A 22,432-nucleotide genomic window follows, 5' to 3' on the forward strand; every position below is an offset into this window, starting at 1 on the left:
TTAAACTTATTGAACAAGACCCATTCCACTTTCTGCCTCCGGATAGGGCCATACATAAGTCTCATCACTCATCGGAGTAGACAAATTCGGAATATTCACTTCTCCGATACGCTTGTAATAAAGGAAGGTCACACCTTCACACAGGAACTCACGCCTGTATTCGTTCGTCAAACAAGTCAACAACTGATCCCGGGTATAACCTGAGATATCAATGAAATTAGAACGATTCTCACGCAACGTCGTTAAATATTTGGCCGCTTCGGTTGTGTTAACATCCGTTCCCTTCAAATAAGTTTCCGCCACGATCAGGTACATCTCCGAAATACGTACCAGAGGGATTCTGTTCAAACAATCGGTACCGCTGATAGCCCGGTCCTGAGCTAATTTCAAAGGCACATAATAGCCATTGGAAGCAGGGTACAACATTTTGGATGATCCCCGGAAATCGGCATTACTACCCGCTCCGCTTTCATCAAAAATACCCTGTACTCCCTCTTCGGACAATTTGATCTGCTCATAATCCGTATCCGTAAAATTCAATTTGAAATACCCGGAAATCTTGTCCGACAGGGTCAACACGTTCAAGGAAGCAATATGTTCCGTAGAAAGAATCAAATTCGAGGAAATGTTATCATTCGTCACCCACGTGTAAAGATTGACCTTTTCTCCCTCTTCAATCACCTTTTTAGCTTCCTCCCGGGCCAACAACAAAGAGGCATCGCTACCTTCCCACATGTATACCCTGGCTAACAAAGCTTTTACGGCAAAATAATTCAAACGATAAGTACGATCACTATAAAATCCGTCGTCATTCAAATTATCATAATAGTCATCCGTATGCTTTTTCGTGATCGGATCTTCCTCTTCCAACAAATCCAAAGCCTCTTTTAAATCGGCCACGATCAAATCTATGGTCTCTTTATAAGACAATTGCTCCGTTGTCTCTTTCTTGTACTCTTTCACATAAGGAATGGTGAGCTTTGTCTCTTTATCCGTACGGGAGGCCAAATCTCCGTAACCGTAAATACGCATCAGGTCAAAGTGTAACATCGCCCGAATAGCCAATAACTCTCCCTTTATCACCTTATAAGAGACCGGATCTAAAACATTCGATCTCTTTTCAATAAATTTCAGGGCGTTATTTGCATTAGCAATGATGTTATACGCGTTCAACCAAACCGCATCGATGATAGGAGTAGCTCTCACATGTTTATATTGATAAGCAGCCATCGGATAAACCTGAGCCGAAGGATACAAATCATATTTTCCGTCCTGTACATCCAACACGTACCAACTCAGGTTTTTACCGTACAAGGTCTCACTGGCCATTCCGATATAGCAACCGATCAACGCTTGCCGAAATCCGGGCTCATCTTTAAACTGATCCTCTTCTGGAACCTGCGATGCAGGCGTTACATCCAACCAATCGTTACATGACGTAACAGCAAAGAAGAGGATAAACAAAGTTATATATTGTGTTATTCGTTTCATATCCTATTTATTTAAAATGATCCTATAAGAGAGAATGACATGGTTCTGGCAAACGGATAACTATATCCCCGCTCCACCTTGACAGAAGAGAAGGTAGCAATATCATTCATGTTAAAAGAAATTTTCAATCTACTCATTCTAAGAGATTTAAGAACATCAGGCTGGAATTCATAATAAACATTCAAAGCTCCCCAGGTAAGTAAACTTTCATCCTGTACAAAACGTGTCGTAGGACGCGTCTTTTCCTGATATGCCTGCGCATCGCCGTCATATTGGAATGTTCCCAAACGTTTGAACTGCGCGACCTGTCCCGGTTCTTTCCAGCGACCGTATAAAGCCCGCTTATCCACGTTATAGTTCATATCCACGTTTTCTACCCGTTCTACTAAGGTCGAATTGTATTTCTGGTAGCCGGTAGCATAGCGGAAAGTCGTACTCAACCCGAATCCTTTGTATTCGGCATTAAAACCGAAAGTCCCCCTGTATTTTTCCAAAGAGTTTCCGGCCGGTACCTGATCGTTCTCGTCATACGTATAGGTCAATTCCCCGTTGCGTTTCACATAAACCTCGTTTCCCGTCTGAGGATCGATACCCAAAGAACGAACAGCCCATATCGTGTTCATGGATTCACCGTCCACGTATTTTGTTACCGGTTTATTATTTCCCTTATCGGCCGCCATCTTATCCCGCAACGCGTTATACGTTTTCATACTCTCCGACAAGCGGATAATCTTGTTCGTTGTGGTCGTCAAAGAACCGAACAACTGCAAGAAACCCTTATTAGTCTGAAACACGCTATAAGTCAAATAGGCCTCGATACCCTGATTCCGGACCAAACCCAAATTATTTTTCACGGTAGAGAAACCGGTCGATGTAGAGACAGAGACATCCGTCAACATATTCTTGGTATCCGCCCAATAATAGTCAAAACGAATATTGGCCTTGTAAATAATGGCATCAAATCCCACGTTATAGTCTTTCTTCTGTTCGCCCTTCAACTGAGGATTAGCCATACGTGCAACCTGGGCTCCCGTCATTCCCAAATAATTATCCGTCGTATAATACTCATAGGTTGCGACTGCTTCATTGTTATAGAAATTCTGGTTTCCGGTTACTCCGATAGACGCCCGTAGCTTAAATTGTTGAACAATATCGTTTTTGAAAAATTTCTCGTTATGCAGGTTCCAACCCAAAGCCAAAGACCAACCCAAAGCCCAGCGATTGTCATTACCGTATAAAGAAGAAGCATCCTCTCTGGCACTGAAGTCCAATAAATAACGATTATCGAAGTTATATCCGCCGGCAAGTACGAAACTTAAATTCCTATTCCAGGAAGAACTACCGTAAGGACGGGAATCTTTTGCATATTGACGCGCGAAAGTGATATCGGCAATCTGATTATTAGGGAATCCCTCTGCCTGAAATACATAAGCCTGGCTTTTATCTTCTCCTATCTCCGTTCTAAAGTTCAAAAAGATATTATGACGATCCGCAAATGTCGCCGAATAAGTCGCATTTATATTAGCAGAAACGGTACTACTTTTACCCTCATCGATCCGGTAAGAACCTTTACGCAATTGATCTTCGGTAGAAGAGTACTTATTAATGTCGGCAAATGAAGAGTGAGTCGCAGGTAAAAATTCATCACCGTCATTTCTCTTCAGGCCTAACGTAATTCCACCTCTTAAAATCAAAGCTTGTATAGGTCTCCACTCGATTTCAAAATTATTGACAAACTCAACATACGATTGCTGGTAAAGCGTTCCGATTTCAGCATCGTACATAGGGTTGGCAACTGAAGCTCCTTGCCCGGTATAAGCCCAACGAGCCACTTCTCCCGTGTCCGGATCCTTGGCTCTCCAGTAAGGATTCATTTGTGCATATTTACTGAATGCCCCGTAAGGAGAATCATTACTCTTGTTGCTCGTTATGGAAGCATTATTTCTGAATAACAAATTATCCTTGCGATAAGAAAGATCGATCTCTCCGATAATATTTCTACGATCGGATCCTTTCATAACTCCCTTCACCTGATTGTATGTCAAACTGAACAATGCCTGCAGATTCTGGTCTCCCAATTGGACCGAAAGATTGTGTTTATGTCCGACGCCCGTACGTAAAGGTTTGGAGAGCCAATAAGTATCCAAACCGGCGGCAATGAGTTGCTTTCTCTCCTCATACAGTTGAGAATACCTGATCTCTTCGTCCATATTTTTATAATCGTACATACCGTCTATCCTCTCGGCTTCTAATTTTTCCGCAGCATTACATAAATTATAACTGGTCAAGTCCGGCATCTCAATGTCGACACTTCCCGTATAGGTTACCAATTGCTGAGTTCCCGTTACGCGTTTAGTCGTTATAACCACTACCCCATTAGCAGCTTTAGAACCGTAAATTGCTTTCGCCGCGGCATCCTTCAATAAAGTAACACTCTCAATCCGGTTCATGTCCATATCCATTACACGTTCTACCGTGGTATTAAATCCGTCCAATATAAATAACGGTTGATTGGGATTGTTCTGGTAGTTACCTTTAAGCTGAATTCCAGTCTCTTCTATCGGAAAACTGGATACACCACGCATTTGCATTTGCGGTAAACTATTCGGATTCGATCCCATATCCAGGTTATCCATAATAAACAAAGCCGGGTCCAGGTTCTTCAAACTTTGAAACAGATTCGAACTACCGGTACGCACGATGTCTTTTGACGTTAGCGTAACGGCAGACCCGGCATAAGTATTTGCCTTACGAGTAAACATACCGGTTACAACCACCTCTTCTACCTCTTTAACATCTTCTTCCAGTACAACGTTAATCACGGTACGGTTACCGATCACTACGCTTTGCGACTTATAGCCGATAAATGAATAAATCAAAGATTTTACAGCACTCGGAACGGTTAAAGTATAAGTCCCGTCAATCGTCGTACTTGTTCCCAAATGCAAAGAATCTCCCGCAACAACAACCGTCGCTCCCGGTAACGGTTGTCCTTCTTTATCTTTCACCGTACCAGTAATTATAATGGAAACCGGTGCTTTTTTAGGTCCCACAACAACCTTACCGTTCAACTCTCTGCATTCCAAATTTGTGTTTTTGATACAAGCTTGAACAGCCTGAAGAGTAGTAACATTAGTTAAATCTACTGTTACTTTTACCGTTTCCTTCTCCACTTCCTCCTTCTTAAATACAACTGAATTATCACTCAATCGATTAATTTCCCGTAGTGCATCCAACACACTAACTTGAGTAAGCTTTAAAGAAAATCGTTTGGAGTTTTGTTGTCCGTAGACCGGTGAACTTGTAATCGCTGCAGTAATACCTAACAGCAAAATACTGCAAAACAATACTCTACAAGTCACCAAAAGTCTACAGAACCTTTTTGGTTTGTAGTTTTTTTTCATACTTTTGTTACGTTTTAATTAAACACACACCTTGCTATCGACAAGGTTTCTTAAGCCGGAAATGCTCGCCAAAGCATTTCCGGTATTCTATTTTTCTATGATATGCACTGTATTTCCTTCGATCTTAAATTCCGGCCCTCCCGTTAAGGTAAGCATTTTCAATATTTCGTTCAATTTGTCATCTTTACTCATTCGTCCGCTAAAAGTATGGGGACCTTTCCGCTCACCGTCAAATACAAACTTCACATCGTACCAGCGACTCAGCATCCGAGTAACCACCTCTATATCATCTTCAGCAAACATGAATACGCCATAACGCCAAGCGGTAATCTCTTCCACCCGTACTTTTTCCACGGAAAAATCTCCACTCTCCTTATCTAATTTCAGTTGCATGGCAGGTTTTAACACAACCGGAGAGGTATTTCCCCTCTTGTTCAACATCACCTCCACCTTTCCCGTCAACAAAGTGGTATAAACATTCGGTTCGTTTTCATAAGCATTAATATTAAAAGAAGTACCCAACACTCTTGTCTGCATGGAAGTCGTTTTTACAATAAAAGGTTTTTTCGGATCAGGTGCAACCTCAAAATAAGCCTCCCCTTTCAAAAACACTTCTCTCTTATCCCCCAAAAACTCAATCGGATAATGAATCTCAGACTCTGCATTAAGCCACACTTTCGTACCATCACTCAACACCAATTGATAATCTCCGCCAACAGTCGTGACAATCTTATGTATAACTTCCTCGACAGGCAAAGAATCAACCGTCATTCTATAAGATAGTTTGCCCTTTTCCCCGATCATAGCGACAGAAGAGAGGTGCAAAGTATCCGGTAAAGAATTACTCAAATTAATCTGCTTCCCGTTCTCCAGCACTAACATTACCTTCCCTTTTGCTGGACTGATTTCAACCTTTTCTTGCCCGGCCAAAACCGGAGAAAATTCCTTTTGTTGTTTTTCCAATCCAAAAATCAACAGCATACACGCAACGACAACACAAGCCGCAACAACGCTTCCCCCTATTACAAAATATCTCTTTTGTCTTTTTCCGGCAAGAAGTTTTCCGGAAATTTCTTCGTGAACCTCATCGAAATTCGTCGTCCGGTTGATTTCATCCTCTAACTTCAATCGCTTCGCGATACTCTCTCCCCGAATAATACTTTTATACAATTGACGATTCTCATCGCTTTCGTCCAACCACTTTCCCAACTCTTCCCTCTCCTCCAAAGAAGCTCTCCGCAATTTAACCCGTATAATAATTTCGGCCAACAGCCGGGCTCTATCTACTACCATAACCTATCTTCTAATTTTATCTTAAGACACCACAAAGCACATTACGGGATGAATGAAACACGAAAAAAAATAATAAAAAAAATAATCTTTTCGCCATATATCTAATAATTAACGGACTATTGGATCAATACCATCCAATTCCGTTACTCTCCCCTTCGTCGTCCCGACAACCGATGGAAACCCCGATCATTGATTCATCGAATTCAGCATCAATCACAGTCCCCCGTTATAAATTGCGCAGGAACCACCTGGACGAATAATCCGATCTTCAATCCCATTACAAAAACACCGTATCAGACTCATCCTACCCGAAAAATGAAGGTTGTCCAAAAATTTTCATTTAAAGACAACCTCCCGAAACCAATATATATCAACAGAATACAATACTACAGTATAACCATTCTTCTTTTTGTACCCAACACATTCACCTAAAAATTAACACACCTGAGGCTGTATCCTCGTCCTTAAAAACCGGTCATAATCAAAAAAGACGCAATCTTTATAAAAAGTCAGCAATCTTTTTTGAAGCGTATCAGTCGACAAAACCATAAAATCATCACGCATAACAACATGAATCACACTAAGCCCTCTAACTCCTACTTCGACTTTCTTCATCCCTATATAAGAAAATACCAACGTATCCCCTGGCATAACGCCAACGATTGTAAAGTTGCCATCAAAATCCGTAATCGTACCTATATTAGTCCGCTTTATTTGCACATTAACTCCTATTAACGGTTCACCCGCCATATCCGTAACAACACCCGTTATTCTGGAAGATTGTCCATAAGACACCATATGAAAAGAACAAATAACAAAAAGAAGCATTATCATCTTCTGAAAAAAAAATTTTGTTTTCATAACATTAATTTTAGTAAAACATTTATTATTACTGTAGTTGTGTATTCAATATCAACACAATCAAAAATACCCTTTCCCCTCAAAGATTACTTATAAATCAGGAAACGCTATTATTTAACATATTTCCATTTGATGGCATCGGCCACAAGACGCCTCTGCTGCTGAGCCCGGTCTAACAATACGACACGGTTTTCTCCTTGTGGAAGCCGATACTCTCCGGCATAAACCCAACCTTGTTCCTTCGTTACATTAATATTAAACTCGTCATTCTTTTCTCCATTTTGGACCGTATAATATTGTAAACAGTCCCCGTCCAACGAGCCGTTATAAATAAAAACAGGAAGAGCTGGCACATGTATCCATAACTCATACACACCCTCTTGCTGAATTTCTGCTGTCCATACAGCATGATTGTTCTCTCCTACTCCCAATTTCAAATAAGCACTACGCACAATATCCCCATAACATCCTTCATCTATTCCGGGAGCCCAACTCGTAGAGACAATATTCATCGGCAACTGGTATTCTTTCCTATTCGACATATTTCCCAAAAATCGATTAGAAGCCGCTGTCTTTACGTTAAACCCGGGATCTTCGTTATCCACTACAATTTCATCGGGAACAGGTAAAAAGTATCTTTTATCGATATCAAAGATTCCTTGTGACGTATCCGAAACAACAGCCGTTTTTATCGTGGGATTGAAAACCCAACGAATGGTCTGAGGAATATTTTGCGATAAATTGGTATTTACATAGATCAACCTCGGCATCTTCTCGGCAAAAAATCGAATCTCTTTTGCTTCTCCCCTGTTAATCATAAAATGATTTATATATCCTCCCCGGACCATAACAGAGAAAACGCCGTCTACTTCCGAAGGATTATACACTCGTACTCGCCCACGATATCCCTTCACCTCTCCGTTCTCTACCTTATCGACCCCTATATCCTTTATTACGAAACCAGCTGCTTGCCGACTTTTATACCATTCGGGCAACCATTGTGAAATATCTACCTGAAACCGATCTGAAAAAGCTTGCTTGAATTGTTTTAAATCAGTCTCTCTAAAAAAATAAGAACCTCTAAAATCATTTAAGAATTGATGCAGATCCCTATAAGGCACATAGGTAGAGATTCTATTTTTCAAATCCCTGGCCTTTATATTGATTATTTCCGTCATAACCCCTATAGGTAGGGTCTCATCATTCAAAGCATCTTCCAAACTACGCGAAGTAAGGTAAGCCATTGCCCGTTGATAATCGTCTATCCCTAAAAAAAGAGGCATTTTCATAATACTCGAAGAAGCGTTATCTTCCTGGAATTTTGACATTGTTTGTATGACACGATCCATCACCGGATAATCGGGAGAACTCATAAATCCCAAATAATCAGAAAACAAAGGTAAAATAGAATAGTCATTAGGAATAGTCGTGGATTTTAAAACGCCTATTGTTTCTTGTCCCAAATATAATTTTAAGCGCCGATTCATATCAAGTTCTCTCAGTACAGCCCGTTCCCGTAGAAAAGACGACTCTAAAAACATACTTAATCGCATAAAATCCACATTAAGTTCTTGCATCATCTCATTTCCGCCAACGAAATTCATCGCAACACCATCTTGAAATTGAATATAATCCGACATCGCTAAAATTTTACTCCCCCGTTCGGGATAAAATAGCAATTCCGGTTGGGCATTTTCACTCCCTCCCTTCCAATTTCTCACGTAAGACGCCAACGTAACGGGAGTTTCAACTACTCTTAAATATTGAAACGGATATCCTTTCAAGTGTTTTTGCAAAAACGGCGTTAGAAAATCCGAAAGATTCTCTATCTCCTTTATCAAAAGATCGCTCCCTTCAAAATAGTACCATTCTAACAGCACGTCATCCACCCTTACGGATTTCTTCCCGTAAGGGCCCATCGTCAACGTGATTCCCATCAATTTATTTTCCGGAGTAAATTTAACGGTATCTCCCAACTCCTCTGCTTTTCCCTGAGAAATCACCGTTCGACGATCCGGATTAAACACGCGCAGGTCATAGGTTGTAAAATTCTTCTCCGTGGCATATAGAGACTTCAGGTTTACCGGAGGAACAGCTACCGGATACCACAAACACTCCGGAAGTAACAAGGTATATCCATTCTCAACAAAGGCACTTCGCTTTCCGAACCTCCATTTTCTATCAAGCCAACGCGTATCGTCATATTCTTTATCCGGAATGTCCAAATAACAAATTCGTTCGTCAATTTTTCCGTCATACTCTATCCGCACCGTTATATTCTCTCCAGGCTGAAGTTCTTTTTGCACCACAATAACCTGATTTTCCCTGTGAAAAACCAAATTTTCTCCCTCGTCCCATAATTGACGTACCGTCAATCCCGGATTCAGGTAAAAAATAAGTTCCGGCATTCGGCTTTCACCGATATTTCTGACTTGCAATTGAGTGGAAACAAAGATACGATTCCCTTCCTGACGGTAAACGATAGAGGATTTCTCCACCCGCAAATCAAGTTTATCCGCATACTTTACATAAGTATCCGCATACCTCTTTCTAACGCTCTTATCATGCAGAAAAGAGTAACAACACCCCAACATACAAATAATTCCGACAGTCAACAGCGTGCAAGACAGAATCCTCAGCCTCTTTAACTCCTTCCCGTCCGTTAACCGGTTAAACCATAGAACAGAAAACATCAGCATCCCCAAACCAATTCCGACGAATGAAACGCGTTGCACTAAATAAAGAAAAAGTTCCGGATGTCCAGTGATATCAGAAAAAAGATTGGGAATTCCAATTGCAAAAAAATCAAAAGCTCCTCCACAAATTTCCGGCAAATACCAATAGGTTACCCCCCAAAACAACAACAATAGCAACAAAGAAAAAATATGTTCTCTTATCAAACGAGAAATGAAAAAAGAAAAACCGATCATAAAAATCAGAGAGGGAAACGATAAGGTCAAAAAATAAAAAAAGTATAACCAAAGACCGAAGGGGGACAAACTGAAAAAAACATTCATCGAAGCCGCTAATAATAGCGAAATAAAATTCAATCCGATAAAGACGCGGGAGATACCCCACATCTTTCCCAAAATAAGTTCGCTGTTAGAAACCGGATACAACGTAAACACGATTCCTGAATCGCATTTACGATCTCTTTTTATTACATCCGTCACGACAAATAGAACCATCAATGACTGTAAGATATTATAAACATAGGTATTGAACCAAGGCAAAGAGGCAGGCATTGCAATTTTAAACCAAGATGAAAATTGAATTTGTTCAATATATTGGAATCCCCATGTTCCCAATAAGGCAAGCACAACAAATATCCGGAATCCCCAATTCCGTCTCAATAACTTAGCCTCGTAACAAGCGATTGTTTTTATCATTTGAAATTTCATTAGTCTTATTTTAGTATGTTAGTTTTTTATACATTCAATTCACATCGAAATTCTTAGACGGATTTAACCCATCCCACGGGATATAAACCCATTGTCCGCACCGACCGGCTTCTGGAATAGAAACAACCCAGGAAACAGTACTTCCCTTTCTTTCCCGCAACCTCACATAGGCTCTCGCGATATAATCTCCGTAGCAATTATCATCAATAATGGGTATCCATTTATTCGTCCTGGCATCCACAAATATACCATATTTCTTTTGTTTCGCACTTGCAATGAAAGTAAGACATCGATGTCCAATAGTCTCACTCATTAAAAAAACTGTATCTTCGTCATCCACGACAATTTCACCTGCTGCAGGTAGAAAATAATCCGGATGGATATCAAAGTTTCCTCGAGAAGTATCCGAATGTTTGTCTCTCGCCATAACCTCCCCGATAACCAAAACAAACATAAAAGATTGGGTAATATCGAAGAAACAAGTACTTAACCAAGGTGCCGAAGCGGGAAGTGATACACGATGTCCCCCCATTACGATATCTCCTTGCAAAAGATTTTGCAAAAAAATGATCAGTAACACTGAAATTACGGCAAATACACTAAATCCCCAGCTTTGCCTCAGCATAACACCCCCAAAACGGGTAACAGAACGCACTTTTCGATTCATCGGTCAACAATTTGATATGCATTATGTAATGAAGACACCACTAAAAGTATGAAAGGATTAGTACAACTATAAAAATTATAAACAATTAACATTTATATCGACTATCCTTGCCAAGCAATACTTCAGAAAATTTCTTCTATAAAGCCTATCAGGAAGAAAAAAACGATTCACGGCCCAATTACAAAAGATTCGACATACAAAAACCTGAAACAAAACATCTTTCTGCAATAAAATATATTTTAACATTAAAAACAGATGATAACACAAATAATCTTATTTTCTTGCAAAATACGCCATTAAAATCATTTTTGGACGAATGTAAAATGGCTTTTCTCGAAAATTATTTCTATACTTGCACATTCGATATAAATTAACCTTCGTTTTATGAAAGGGAAAAACGAGGGAAAAAATCGATAATGTGTATTCTAAATAAACTGATAATGAGAGATATGTAACAAAAAGTTAATCATATCAGAGGGGATATTGTATACTATCAGCAAACGAAGGTTTAATGAGATATGGGAGAAGTTTTAAAACTTGAATGTTTTATCCGAAAATATTATACAAAAATCTGTGCATCAGCACTTCACTATGTCAACTCTCCTGATATTGCACAAGATATCGCACAAGAAGTGATCATTAAATTCTGGGAAAATAGAAAAGAACATCAAAACTTAAACTCAATTGAAAATTTTCTTTTTATCATGATCCGGAATGAATCACTAAATTACCTTCGAAGCTGTCAAAGGGAAGCAAAACGATACGATAAAATCATCAATGAAGAAAGCGAGGACCCGCATATTCTAAATATACTGATCGAAGAAGAAACCAACCAGATTTTACTTCATGCTATCGACCAACTTCCCCGACAAATGGCAAGAATTATGCGCCTGGTATTATCCGGCTATGAAAATAAAGAGATTGCAGAACTTCTTGGGGCTTCCGTCAATACGATTAAAACACTTAAATACACAGCTTTACGAAAGTTACGGGAATACTTTGAAAAACATCAATATAACATTAGATAGTGACTTTCCCGTTAGATAATAAAGCGCCTTGAAGGCGCTTTATTTATCCTAAATAAGTTTTTAACAATTTACTTCGTGACGAATGGCGCAAACGTCTTATCGCTTTTTCCTTGATTTGACGAACCCGTTCACGTGTTAAACCAAATTTCTCTCCGATCTCCTCCAAAGTCATCTCCTGACAATTGATCCCGAAAAAAAGACGAATAATATCCCGTTCCCTTTCAGTCAAGGTAGACAAAGCACGCTCGACCTCCGTAGACAAAGATTCGTTGATTAACGTCTTATCCGCTACAGGCGAATCATCGTTGATCAATACATCCAGCAGACTATTATCCTCTCCTTCCACGAAAGGTGCGTCCACCGAGATATGACGTCCGGATACCCTTAACGTATCCGCCACTTTTTCGGCTGGCAAATCTAACGTATCCGCTAACTCTTCCGGAGAAGGACGCCGTTCGTGTTCTTGCTCGAAACGAGAAAAAGCTTTATTGATTTTATTTAATGAACCGACTTGGTTCAAAGGCAATCGCACGATACGCGACTGTTCAGCTAAGGCTTGCAAAATAGATTGACGAATCCACCATACGGCATAAGAAATAAATTTAAATCCCCTGGTTTCATCAAACTTTTCAGCAGCTTTAATCAACCCCAAATTCCCCTCGTTGATTAAGTCCGGTAAACTTAATCCTTGATTTTGGTATTGCTTTGCTACAGAAACAACAAAACGTAAATTTGCCCTCGTCAACTTCTCCAAAGCCCTTTGATCTCCTTTCCTAATTCGCTGGGCTAACTCAACCTCCTCCTCCACGGTAATCAAATCCTCCTTACCAATCTCCTGCAAATACTTATCGAGAGATGCACTCTCCCTGTTTGTTATAGATTTTGTTATCTTTAGCTGTCTCATAATTGTTTTTATATTCTCCCCGAAATATGTGGCAAAGGTAGAACATTTTATCCATATACCAATATGTTAAAATCGCCACCTTTGGTTTATTAACTTTTTTTAATTCTGTAACGACAATGCAAAATATTCGATCCGTCCCCTCGGAGAAATAGCGGTAATCAAAACTCCTTCATTCTCTGCTATCTTCAATGCCTTTACCAGATCGTCTTTATCATATATCCAATGGTTATTAATCTTTACAATAATATACCCTTTTTGCAATCCGATACCTTTTAAATGCCCGTTTTTCAATTCGGTGATTTTCACTCCTTTATTGATTCCATAACGATACCTCTCCTCTTTGGACAATGGCTCAACCACCGCACCTAAAATCCCGTCATCCTTCGTATCCACCAATGCCGTGTCTCCATACATATTTTGCAAAAGTACATCTATATTTCTACTCTTCCCATTCCGTTCAACACTTACATTTACCGTTGTTCCCGGATGATATTTCCCCAGTTGGCCATGGAATGCAGAAACAGTATTAACCTCGATGCCATTGATCTTTTTAATAATATCCCCTTCTTTTATACCAGCCTTTGCTGCTGCTCCATTAGCAAGTACCTCTATGACATATATTCCGCCTACATCTTTTAGATTTAATTCTTCAGCTAATTCTGCCGTTACCTCGTTCATGCGAATACCTAAAACGGCCCGTTGCACGGTTCCAAAATTCTTCAAATCACCGACTACCTTACGAGCAATATTCGCCGGAACCGCAAAAGCATAACCGGAATAAGCTCCCGTAGGCGATTCTATAGCCGTATTGATTCCTACCAGCTCTCCTTTGGCATTTACCAAAGCACCCCCACTATTACCGGGATTCACAGCCGCATCCGTTTGCAGAAAAGAACTTAAATTCATTTTTCTTCTATCCATACCCAAATCACGCGCCTTCGCACTAATAATCCCGGCCGTCACGGTCGAAGTCAAATTATACGGATTTCCGACAGCCAACACCCATTCACCCAATTCGACATCATCTGAATTTCCATATTCCAGATAGGGTAACCCATGTTCTTCTATCTTCAATAAAGCAATATCCGTATTTGCATCTTTCCCGATAACTTTTGCCTTATACTCTTTCTTATTGTTCAAAACGACCGTAATATCATCACTCCCGTCGATCACATGATTATTAGTTACGATATATCCGTCCTCTGAAACAATAACCCCCGAACCGAATCCCACACGTTGCGGAACTTCCCGCACCTGAGGTGCTCTACCGTAAAAAAATTCCAACAAAGGATTCCCCACTATCTCCCTTCCCATCTGTATCGTTTTGACATGGACTACGGCAGGAACTGTCTTTTTGGCAGCATCTCTTAAATCCACGTTTCCGGCAGGTACATTATTAATCGCACTACTGTTTACCATGGTTACCGGACGAACCGCAGCCGGAGAAACGACCTCCAAGGGTTGAGCGGATTTTATCGGTTCCTTTTGTAAAATACCTGTAACGAAGAATGCAATACATCCTCCTGCCATACCTAACCCGAGGTTTAGTAATGATCTTGTAATTGCCATATCTTTATCTTTTGATTTAACTCAACTTTTCATTTTACTTCTCACAATATTAACAATATCCCTGCCAATCGCTTATTAAGAATTTCTTAATTAATATAACTTAACCTATGATTTTGTAGTTTCACAAAACCATGTACAATACCCCCTATACCGGGACGTAATGTCAGTATATTACAAAAAAATCTTCATTTAAAATTTTATCGGAAATTGATCCTTACTTTGTAACTCTCCCATATAAATTGTAACTTTGTCTGCTATAAATTCAAGCACATGATAACAAGAATCAATCAGAAAAAGAGTACAAAATCAAGCAGTTGGCACATACCATATATACTACAGGACCCAAGAACACGTGTAATTATGGGATTAATCCTGATTTTTTTATCTGTATATCTTCTGCTTTCGTTTGTCGGGTTCTTTTTCACAGGAGGAATTGACCAGAGTTTAGTCGACAAGAATTCGATGGAATTAATCGTTAATCCCGAAATAGAAGCAGGCAATCCTGCTGGCAAAGTAGGTGCCATACTCTCTGATATTTTCATCAACCAATGGTTTGGAATATCCTCTTTTATATTCTGTTATCTATTTTTTATCGGAGGTCTGCAGGTAATGGGACGTTCCATTTACAGGTTCTCAAGAAAACTATTGATCGGGTTTATTCTTATCATCTGGTGTTCTCTGTTCTTCGGATATCTTTTTAATTTTATCCCAACAGGTTATGTTTTTCCCGGAGGGACACACGGCTATTTTATCAGCAATTGGTTAAACTCACTGGTCGGAAAAGTGGGAACTTTATTTTTACTGTTAATCTCTTTTTCCGTTATTCTCTTTTTCGGATTCGAAAACGCCTTTAATAAATGTGTCGCCATGGTAAAAAATTATTTTATCCGCAGACGAGAGCGTAAGGAAAAACAAGCGCATCTACAAGCTGAAAGAGAAGAAAAAATTCGAGAAGAAGCCGAAACAGAGGCAATAAGGATAGAGGAGGAAGAAAGGGAGAAAGAATCTGTTCGCGGGGAAACATCTCCTCAGGAAGAAGAGGAAAACAGTATATTCGAACATCAATTCGATACTCATGATACTCCTACTTTACAGGATTTAGACCAACCCGATTTTGAGATAAACATAAAAAAAGAGGATGAACCTTTTGAGAAAAGGATCGAAGCAGAATCCGACGAACAAACTATAACAGGAGATTCCGGTAAAGACATTGAGCTCACTATAATCGCAGATAAGTTGGAAGAACAGTTAAACAGGAACTTACGACCCGACGAAGACTACGACCCCACATTAGATCTCTCTAATTATCGCTATCCCACGTTAGAGCTATTGGCAGAACATTCGTCAGGAAATCCCAAGGTAACGGCAGAAGAGTTAGAAGCAAATAAAAACACCATCGTCGAAACATTACGATATTATAAGATTGAAATTACCAAAATAAAAGCGACAATCGGTCCGACTGTTACTCTATATGAAATAGTCCCAGCCCCGGGAGTTAAGATAGCTCGGATTAAGAACCTGGAAGACGACATCGCATTAAGCTTGGCAGCCTTGGGTATCCGTATCATCGCCCCTATTCCGGGAGCCGGCACCATTGGCATTGAAGTACCGAACCAAAATCCGGAAATCGTCTCCATGCGAGGAATTATCGCCTCCAAAGCATTCCAGGAATCCAAATACGCCCTTCCGATTGCACTGGGCAGAACGATCTCCAATGAACCTTATACCTTTGATCTGGCCAAAATGCCCCATCTATTAGTAGCCGGAGCAACGGGACAAGGAAAATCCGTAGGTCTAAACGCTATCATTACCTCTCTATTATACAAAAAGCATCCGTCCCAGTTGAAATTCGTGATGGTCGACCCTAAGAAAGTAGAATTAAGTATCTATTCCATTATAGAAAAACATTTTTTAGCCAAATTACCGGAAGAAGAAGATGCGATTATTACGGAGACAAGTAAAGTGGTCGCTACCTTGAACTCACTCTGTATCGAAATGGATAGCCGTTATGATTTATTGAAAATGGCGCAGGTGCGAAACATCAAAGAATACAACGAGAAATTCATCAAACGTCAGTTAAACCCGAACAACGGCCATAGGTATCTACCGTATATCGTAGTGGTTGTAGATGAGTTTGCGGATCTCATCATGACTGCCGGCAAAGAGGTTGAACAACCCATTGCCCGAATCGCACAACTTGCCCGTGCCGTTGGAATTCATATGATTATCGCCACTCAACGACCGTCCACCAACATCATCACCGGTGTCATCAAAGCCAATTTCCCGGCTCGGATCGCTTTCAAAGTCGCCTCCATGATCGACTCCCGTACCATATTAGACTCCCCGGGAGCCAATCAACTGATAGGAAGAGGCGATATGCTCATCTCTGCCGACGGAGATATGGTCCGCGTACAATGTGCATTTGTGGATACTCCCGAAGTCGATGCCGTTACCCATTTCATTGCGGACCAACAAGCCTACCCGTCTGCCTATATGTTACCTGAATACCAATCGGATACAGAAAACGGATTTAGTTCAGAAACCGATCTCGGTATCAAAGATCCGCTATTCGAAGAGGCGGCACGAATGGTCGTAAATACTCAACAAGGTTCGACTTCCTCCATTCAAAGACGTTTCTCGATAGGCTATAACCGGGCCGGAAGAATTATAGACCAGTTGGAAGCGGCAGGTATCGTGGGACCATACGAAGGAAGCAAGGCCAGACAAGTACTGATTGCCGACGAGTACAGTCTGGAGCAATTACTCCGTTCTGTAGGAGAACGATTTTAGTAACCATTCAAACATCAGTTATGTTTTTAGAAAAAGCAACTAAAGGAGAAAACCAATGGTACAGATACGTCCTTACCCTGGCCATTACGTTTATAGCCATACAAATAGCCTCCATTCCCGTACTGCTTTACAGCGCTTATATGAATACGGGTTCTATCCTGCAAATCAGCAGTTCCCTTGTCCCTAACACAAATCCGGGCTTAGCCTTAGTATTATTTCCTTTCGCCGTGGGAGTAATCACCTTATTGACCTGCATAAGATTCATCCATCAAAAAAAGTCCGTAGATATTCTCACGGGCCGAAACCGTTTCGATATCCATCGTTTTCTGTTTGGAGCCGGGATATGGGGGATCATAACACTTCTCTCCCTGCTTTCGCAATACCTCCTGAGTGACAAGTCTGAACTGCTTTTTCAGTTCGAACCGCTTCCTTTTATCCTCATGTGCTTAATTGTCATCACCTTAATTCCTTTTCAAGTTGCTTTTGAAGAGTTTATATTCAGAGGATATCTCATGCAAGGTTTTGCCTTACTCTTCAAGTACAGGTGGATCGCTATTCTGATGACCGGCCTTATTTTCGGTTTATTACATTCGAGCAATCCGGAAGTCGAACGCTTCGGCTACTTCAACGCTATGTCGCAATATATCCTCATGGGACTTATTTTAGGCTATATTGCCGTAAAAGACGACGGTATCGAATTGGCACTTGGCCTTCATTTTGCCAACAACGCTCTCGCATCCATACTCGTAACGCATGATTCGGCAGCTCTACAAACGCATGCTCTATTTAAAGATTTAAATCCGACTTCCTCTTATTGGGATCCGATCATTATTTTAATAGGCGGTATGCTCTTCATCTGGATTTGCGACAACAAGTATCGTTTTTTTCCGAAAATCAATATATGGAAAAAAATTTAAATGTTATTTTTTTCTTAAAAAACACCGAATTTAATTTTGATCTTCCGTTTTGAACAAGCAATTTTTTATCTTTGGCGACAGTCTGAACGGAAATAGAATTAATAACATATCATTATTCACACAAATCACATTAAAATGAAGAAGATCAGTTCGTTACTGTTTATTTGTATCTTTGGGCTCTCTCTATTTGCCAACGCCCAAGTAAAAGAAAAAGAAGAAGAGCAAAAACCGGAAGGTTATATTTTCACGGAAATTGTCAGATTACCGACACTCTCGGTAAAAGATCAAAGTCGTGCAGGAACTTGCTGGTCCTGGTCAGCAACTGCATTTTTCGAATCGGAAATGATGCGTATGGGCAAAGATTCGGTTAATCTTTCCGCCATGTATTCGGTAAGACATGCCTATAGCGATAAAGCAGACAAATACGTACGCCTTCATGGTTTTTTGAATTTCGGTGTAGGCGGTTCATTCGGAGATGTTGTGCATACGATTAAAAATTACGGCATTGTTCCTTTAGAAGTATACGAAGGTTTGGAATACGGAGAATCCAATCATGCATTCGGTGAAATCGACGCCGTATTAAAGGCTTACGTGGAAGCGGTTATCACAAACCAAAATAAGAAACTAAGTACGGCTTGGAAAAAAGGATATGAAGGCATTTTAGACGCTTATTTAGGAGCCGAACCTGAAAAATTCCAATACAAAGGAAAAGAATACACCCCCAGGACGTTCGCGGACGAAGTTGTAGGTCTAAATATGGACGACTATGTCAGTTTAACCTCTTTCACGCATCACCCTTTTTACACCTCGTTTGCAATTGAGGTTCCGGATAACTGGTTATGGGGAGAATCATACAACTTACCTCTCGATGAGTTCATGGAAGTAATGGACAAAGCCATCGATAAAGGTTATACTTTTGCCTGGGGCGCCGATGTTAGCGAAAAAGGATTCGCTACTGTAAATCCGGGTGTTGCCGTGGTTCCGACAACTGATACCAAAGAGATGAGCGGGGCTGAAATCGCCAAATGGGAAGCTATGCCGAAAAAACAACAAAATCCGGACGCTTTCAAAAATGGTCCGGCTCCCGAGAAACAGATTACCCAGGAAATGAGACAACGCGAGTTCGATAACTACCAAACAACCGACGATCACGGCATGCAAATTATCGGGAAAGCTAAAGATCAAAACGGAACTCCCTATTTCATCGTGAAAAACTCATGGAATAAGTATAACAAATTCGGAGGCTATTTCTATGTTTCTTATCCTTTCATGCAATTAAAAACGATGAATATCCTCATTCACAAAAATGCAATTCCCAAAGAGATCAAAAAGAAATTAGGTCTTAAATAAATTTTCTCTATTTCCCGATAGAGAAACTAAATTAAAAAAAGGCTGTCCTTCCTCCGAGAAGACAGTCTTTTTTTTATAATTTCGCGAAGAATTGAAACGTTTAATTAAAAACTTAATCGATATGAATCAAGCAGTAGAAATAAAAAAGGACATTTATTGGGTAGGTGTTAACGACAGAAGAACTCATATATTTGAAAATTATTGGCCTCTTCCCAAAGGTGTAGCCTACAACTCTTATCTCATTATCGATGAAAAAGTAGCCCTGATCGATACCATTGAAAGAAGCAAAATGGAGGATTACGTGGAGAACATCGAACAACTGTTGAACGGACGTAAAGTCGATTATCTGATTGTAAACCACATGGAACCCGATCACACGGGAGCGATCAAAGCTTTACTATGTCATTATCCCGACGTAACAGTGATCGGCAACGCGAAAACTTTTCCCATGTTGAAAAATTTTTACGGTGTATACGATAACCTGCTGGAAGTAAAAGAGGGAGATTCGTTGGATCTGGGAAAACATAAACTGAATTTTTATATGGCTCCCATGCTCCACTGGCCGGAAACTATGGTTACCTTCGAATCCACGGAAGGCATTCTGTTCAGCGGTGATATTTTCGGTGCTTTCGGCACATTGGACGGAGGAGTTTTCGACGATGAAGTGGATCTGGATTATTTGGAAGAAGAGATCAGCCGTTACTACTCGAATATCGTGGGAAAATACGGACAACCGGCACAACAGGCACTAAAGAAATTAGGAGGACTTCCCATACGGATGATTTGTGCCACACATGGCCCCATTCGACGTTCCCATATCGCCGATATCGTCGCGAAATACGATAAATGGAGTAAATACGAAACAGACAAAGGAGTAGTCATCGCTTTTAGCTCTATGTATGGAAATACGGAAAAGATGGCCGATATGATCGCCCGCTTTTTGACTGAAAAAGGTATTAAAAAAATACGAATTCACGATACGTCCAAAACCCATCCTTCTTATATGATTAATGATATTTTCCGTTACAAAGGTGTGATCTTGGGTAGCTGTGCCTACAACGGAGGCATCTTTCCCACCATGGAGACCTTTTTAAACGAATTGGAACATATGGGTGTTAAAAATCATGTCGTGGCCTTTTTCGGAGGTAAAGCTTGGGCGGGAGGAGCCATGCCTCGTTTCAATCAATTTGCCGAAAAAATCAAATGGGAAGTGGTAGCACCTTCCGTTGAAGCTTGTGGTGCACCCAAAGAAGAAGATTTCGAACAATGTCGTCAAATCGCCTATGCGATGGCAGATAAATTGAATGAGATTTGCTAAAGATTGATTAAATACATTCAAAAGACGGTTTGCGAATAAGTTTCGCAAACCGTCTTTTGTTTTACAGTAACTCTCCTATCTTCTCACAATCCACAATTTCAAATACCTCCACTAATCAATAATAGGGACAGTTCCGAAACTTTAGCTTGATAAAGAGCTAACAACATTCTATCCACCGCATCCAAATAACTTCGCTGAAATTCACGAAATTCAATACCGGAGAGGGATCCTAATTTATACTTCTCCAACGCGGCATCCAAATTTTTCTCGGCAACATCCGCACTCTCCCGTTCAAAACCAACCATCAACAAATTATTTTCATAGGTGTTATACAGTAACGCTAAATCACCCAATGTCTCTTTTTCTACCTCTTTATAGGATAACTCACTATTCTCTTGTTCCAAACGGGCATTTCTGATTTTTGTCCGATTTTGCATGCGACTGAATATCGGAATATTCACGGAAAATCCCCAATAAAACCCGTTTGTCCGGTTCAGTTTCGTATTAGAAGCCGGAGCATCCGTCTTGTTATAATTATATCCGGAACTAAAATCCAATGTCGGGAATAGAACGGCTCTTGCATTTTTCAAATCCAACGCGGATATTTTCTGTTCCTTTTTAGCGATTAACAAAGCCGTATTACGCACCAACGTGTTTTTCTCTAAAGTCGCCATTTCCAATGGCAGGTCCAATAATATCGTATCCCGTACATAGGCCACTTTCTGTAAATCGACATTCATCAATTTATTTAAATTGATATAAGCACTTTTCACCATCTCTTTCTGTTGCACGAAAGCAGAACTATCCGAATTCAAATCGATTTTTGCTTGTTGAGACTCTAAACCAGCCATATTACCGATCTGATGGCGAACACGCGCTTCATCGTAACGTTCTTTTGACAAATTCAACGAATGCTTAGCCGCTTTTAATCGATGTTGCTGTACCAACACATCGTAATAAGCGGCACTTACCTCCACGATCAAATTCTCCACCGCCATTTTTACAGATAATTCCCCTCTGGATTCTAACTCTTTATAACGTTCATGAGTGGTAAACATTTCCAATCCATCGAACAAACGCCAGTTCAAGGCCACTCCGGCCGAATAATTATCGGTTTTCACGTCAGATAATTTACTGATCTCTCCCGCACTATTTTCCGTCTTCACATCGTTGCGCGTCTGATTCTGTCTGGCATCAATAGCCAGGCTGGGCAAAAAATAAGAATAATCCACACTATTCTTAGCCATGGAGGCCTCGTTGCGAATTATCTTTATAGCATAATTTGACTCCAACGCTTGATTGATACATTCCGGGAGAGTTATTCTCTGTTGGGCAAATCCGTTAAATTCAAAACCCAGAAAAAAAATAAGCATACCGATTGTTTTCCATAACGCGGATTGATATAACACCTCTCTTCTCATAGTTTTCTCTTTTTAAGT

At 40.3% G+C, this 22,432-nt stretch carries 14 protein-coding genes; 5 read left to right on the plus strand and 9 right to left on the minus strand.

Translation table 11 applies throughout. The features are described 5' to 3' along the window. Positions 1 to 6: 6 nt before the first annotated feature. From NVS78_RS10945 to NVS78_RS10970, 6 genes are all read right to left on the minus strand, one after another. Positions 7 to 1,491 (minus strand): RagB/SusD family nutrient uptake outer membrane protein, encoded by a 1,485-nt coding sequence (locus tag NVS78_RS10945; RefSeq protein WP_286359207.1) that lies wholly within the window; start codon positions 1,489 to 1,491, stop codon positions 7 to 9. Between the two features lie 11 nt (positions 1,492 to 1,502). Beyond that, entirely contained in the window at positions 1,503 to 4,895 is a 3,393-nt protein-coding gene (locus NVS78_RS10950) for a SusC/RagA family TonB-linked outer membrane protein (RefSeq protein WP_286359208.1), read from the minus strand. An 87-nt stretch (positions 4,896 to 4,982) separates the two neighbouring features. Next, positions 4,983 to 6,188, minus strand: coding sequence for a FecR family protein (locus tag NVS78_RS10955; protein ID WP_286359209.1), 1,206 nt, complete (start codon positions 6,186 to 6,188; stop codon positions 4,983 to 4,985). A 435-nt stretch (positions 6,189 to 6,623) separates the two neighbouring features. Then, positions 6,624 to 7,049: a carboxypeptidase-like regulatory domain-containing protein gene (locus NVS78_RS10960; protein WP_286359210.1), complete on the minus strand. Its 426-nt coding sequence runs from the start codon at positions 7,047 to 7,049 to the stop codon at positions 6,624 to 6,626. A gap of 110 nt (positions 7,050 to 7,159) precedes the next feature. After that, positions 7,160 to 10,438 carry a golvesin C-terminal-like domain-containing protein gene (locus NVS78_RS10965; protein WP_286359211.1) on the minus strand — a complete coding sequence of 1,093 codons (3,279 nt, stop codon included), beginning with the start codon at positions 10,436 to 10,438 and terminating at the stop codon, positions 7,160 to 7,162. Between the two features lie 46 nt (positions 10,439 to 10,484). Continuing rightward, positions 10,485 to 11,117, minus strand: a complete 633-nt coding sequence (locus NVS78_RS10970) for a hypothetical protein (protein ID WP_286359212.1) — start codon at positions 11,115 to 11,117, stop codon at positions 10,485 to 10,487. Between the two features lie 518 nt (positions 11,118 to 11,635). Here NVS78_RS10970 and NVS78_RS10975 point away from each other — a divergent pair. Continuing rightward, positions 11,636 to 12,145, plus strand: a complete 510-nt coding sequence (locus NVS78_RS10975; RefSeq protein WP_286359213.1) for a sigma-70 family RNA polymerase sigma factor — start codon at positions 11,636 to 11,638, stop codon at positions 12,143 to 12,145. A gap of 43 nt (positions 12,146 to 12,188) precedes the next feature. Here the strand turns inward: NVS78_RS10975 and NVS78_RS10980 are convergent, their stop codons facing one another. Both NVS78_RS10980 and NVS78_RS10985 read right to left on the minus strand, forming a co-directional pair. Continuing rightward, positions 12,189 to 13,049, minus strand: a complete 861-nt coding sequence (locus NVS78_RS10980; RefSeq protein ID WP_041502623.1) for a sigma-70 family RNA polymerase sigma factor — start codon at positions 13,047 to 13,049, stop codon at positions 12,189 to 12,191. 99 nt (positions 13,050 to 13,148) lie between these two features. Next, positions 13,149 to 14,618 carry a Do family serine endopeptidase gene (locus NVS78_RS10985; protein ID WP_286359214.1) on the minus strand — a complete coding sequence of 490 codons (1,470 nt, stop codon included), beginning with the start codon at positions 14,616 to 14,618 and terminating at the stop codon, positions 13,149 to 13,151. A 360-nt stretch (positions 14,619 to 14,978) separates the two neighbouring features. Here NVS78_RS10985 and NVS78_RS10990 point away from each other — a divergent pair, with 360 nt between their 5' ends. The 4 genes from NVS78_RS10990 to NVS78_RS11005 all read left to right on the plus strand — a co-directional run bounded on the left by NVS78_RS10990 (position 14,979) and on the right by NVS78_RS11005 (position 20,993). Then, positions 14,979 to 17,408, plus strand: a complete 2,430-nt coding sequence (locus NVS78_RS10990; RefSeq protein WP_286359215.1) for an FtsK/SpoIIIE family DNA translocase — start codon at positions 14,979 to 14,981, stop codon at positions 17,406 to 17,408. Positions 17,409 to 17,428: 20 nt separating this feature from the next. Then, positions 17,429 to 18,325 (plus strand): CPBP family intramembrane glutamic endopeptidase, encoded by an 897-nt coding sequence (locus NVS78_RS10995; RefSeq protein WP_286359216.1) that lies wholly within the window; start codon positions 17,429 to 17,431, stop codon positions 18,323 to 18,325. Between the two features lie 135 nt (positions 18,326 to 18,460). Further along, positions 18,461 to 19,675: a C1 family peptidase gene (locus NVS78_RS11000; RefSeq protein WP_286359217.1), complete on the plus strand. Its 1,215-nt coding sequence runs from the start codon at positions 18,461 to 18,463 to the stop codon at positions 19,673 to 19,675. Between the two features lie 121 nt (positions 19,676 to 19,796). Next, positions 19,797 to 20,993, plus strand: coding sequence for an FprA family A-type flavoprotein (locus NVS78_RS11005; RefSeq protein WP_286359218.1), 1,197 nt, complete (start codon positions 19,797 to 19,799; stop codon positions 20,991 to 20,993). Positions 20,994 to 21,091: 98 nt separating this feature from the next. On the opposite strand, the gene NVS78_RS11010 is transcribed toward NVS78_RS11005, so the two are convergent. After that, positions 21,092 to 22,414, minus strand: a complete 1,323-nt coding sequence (locus NVS78_RS11010; RefSeq protein WP_286359219.1) for a TolC family protein — start codon at positions 22,412 to 22,414, stop codon at positions 21,092 to 21,094. Positions 22,415 to 22,432 lie beyond the last annotated feature (18 nt).

This window comes from Gabonibacter chumensis (genome assembly GCF_024741215.1).
GTDB lineage: Bacteria > Bacteroidota > Bacteroidia > Bacteroidales > Marinifilaceae > Gabonibacter > Gabonibacter massiliensis.

Excerpts from the sequence above, each read along its gene's own strand:
- NVS78_RS10945 (WP_286359207.1), bottom strand. The coding sequence starts at position 1,491 with ATGAAACGAATAACACAATATATAACTTTGTTTATCCTCTTCTTTGCT.
- NVS78_RS10950 (WP_286359208.1), bottom strand. The coding sequence starts at position 4,895 with ATGAAAAAAAACTACAAACCAAAAAGGTTCTGTAGACTTTTGGTGACT.
- NVS78_RS10955 (WP_286359209.1), bottom strand. The coding sequence starts at position 6,188 with ATGGTAGTAGATAGAGCCCGGCTGTTGGCCGAAATTATTATACGGGTT.
- NVS78_RS10960 (WP_286359210.1), bottom strand. The coding sequence starts at position 7,049 with ATGAAAACAAAATTTTTTTTTCAGAAGATGATAATGCTTCTTTTTGTT.
- NVS78_RS10965 (WP_286359211.1), bottom strand. The coding sequence starts at position 10,438 with ATGATAAAAACAATCGCTTGTTACGAGGCTAAGTTATTGAGACGGAAT.
- NVS78_RS10970 (WP_286359212.1), bottom strand. The coding sequence starts at position 11,117 with ATGAATCGAAAAGTGCGTTCTGTTACCCGTTTTGGGGGTGTTATGCTG.
- NVS78_RS10975 (WP_286359213.1), top strand. The coding sequence starts at position 11,636 with ATGGGAGAAGTTTTAAAACTTGAATGTTTTATCCGAAAATATTATACA.
- NVS78_RS10980 (WP_041502623.1), bottom strand. The coding sequence starts at position 13,049 with ATGAGACAGCTAAAGATAACAAAATCTATAACAAACAGGGAGAGTGCA.
- NVS78_RS10985 (WP_286359214.1), bottom strand. The coding sequence starts at position 14,618 with ATGGCAATTACAAGATCATTACTAAACCTCGGGTTAGGTATGGCAGGA.
- NVS78_RS10990 (WP_286359215.1), top strand. The coding sequence starts at position 14,979 with ATGGGATTAATCCTGATTTTTTTATCTGTATATCTTCTGCTTTCGTTT.
- NVS78_RS10995 (WP_286359216.1), top strand. The coding sequence starts at position 17,429 with ATGTTTTTAGAAAAAGCAACTAAAGGAGAAAACCAATGGTACAGATAC.
- NVS78_RS11000 (WP_286359217.1), top strand. The coding sequence starts at position 18,461 with ATGAAGAAGATCAGTTCGTTACTGTTTATTTGTATCTTTGGGCTCTCT.
- NVS78_RS11005 (WP_286359218.1), top strand. The coding sequence starts at position 19,797 with ATGAATCAAGCAGTAGAAATAAAAAAGGACATTTATTGGGTAGGTGTT.
- NVS78_RS11010 (WP_286359219.1), bottom strand. The coding sequence starts at position 22,414 with ATGAGAAGAGAGGTGTTATATCAATCCGCGTTATGGAAAACAATCGGT.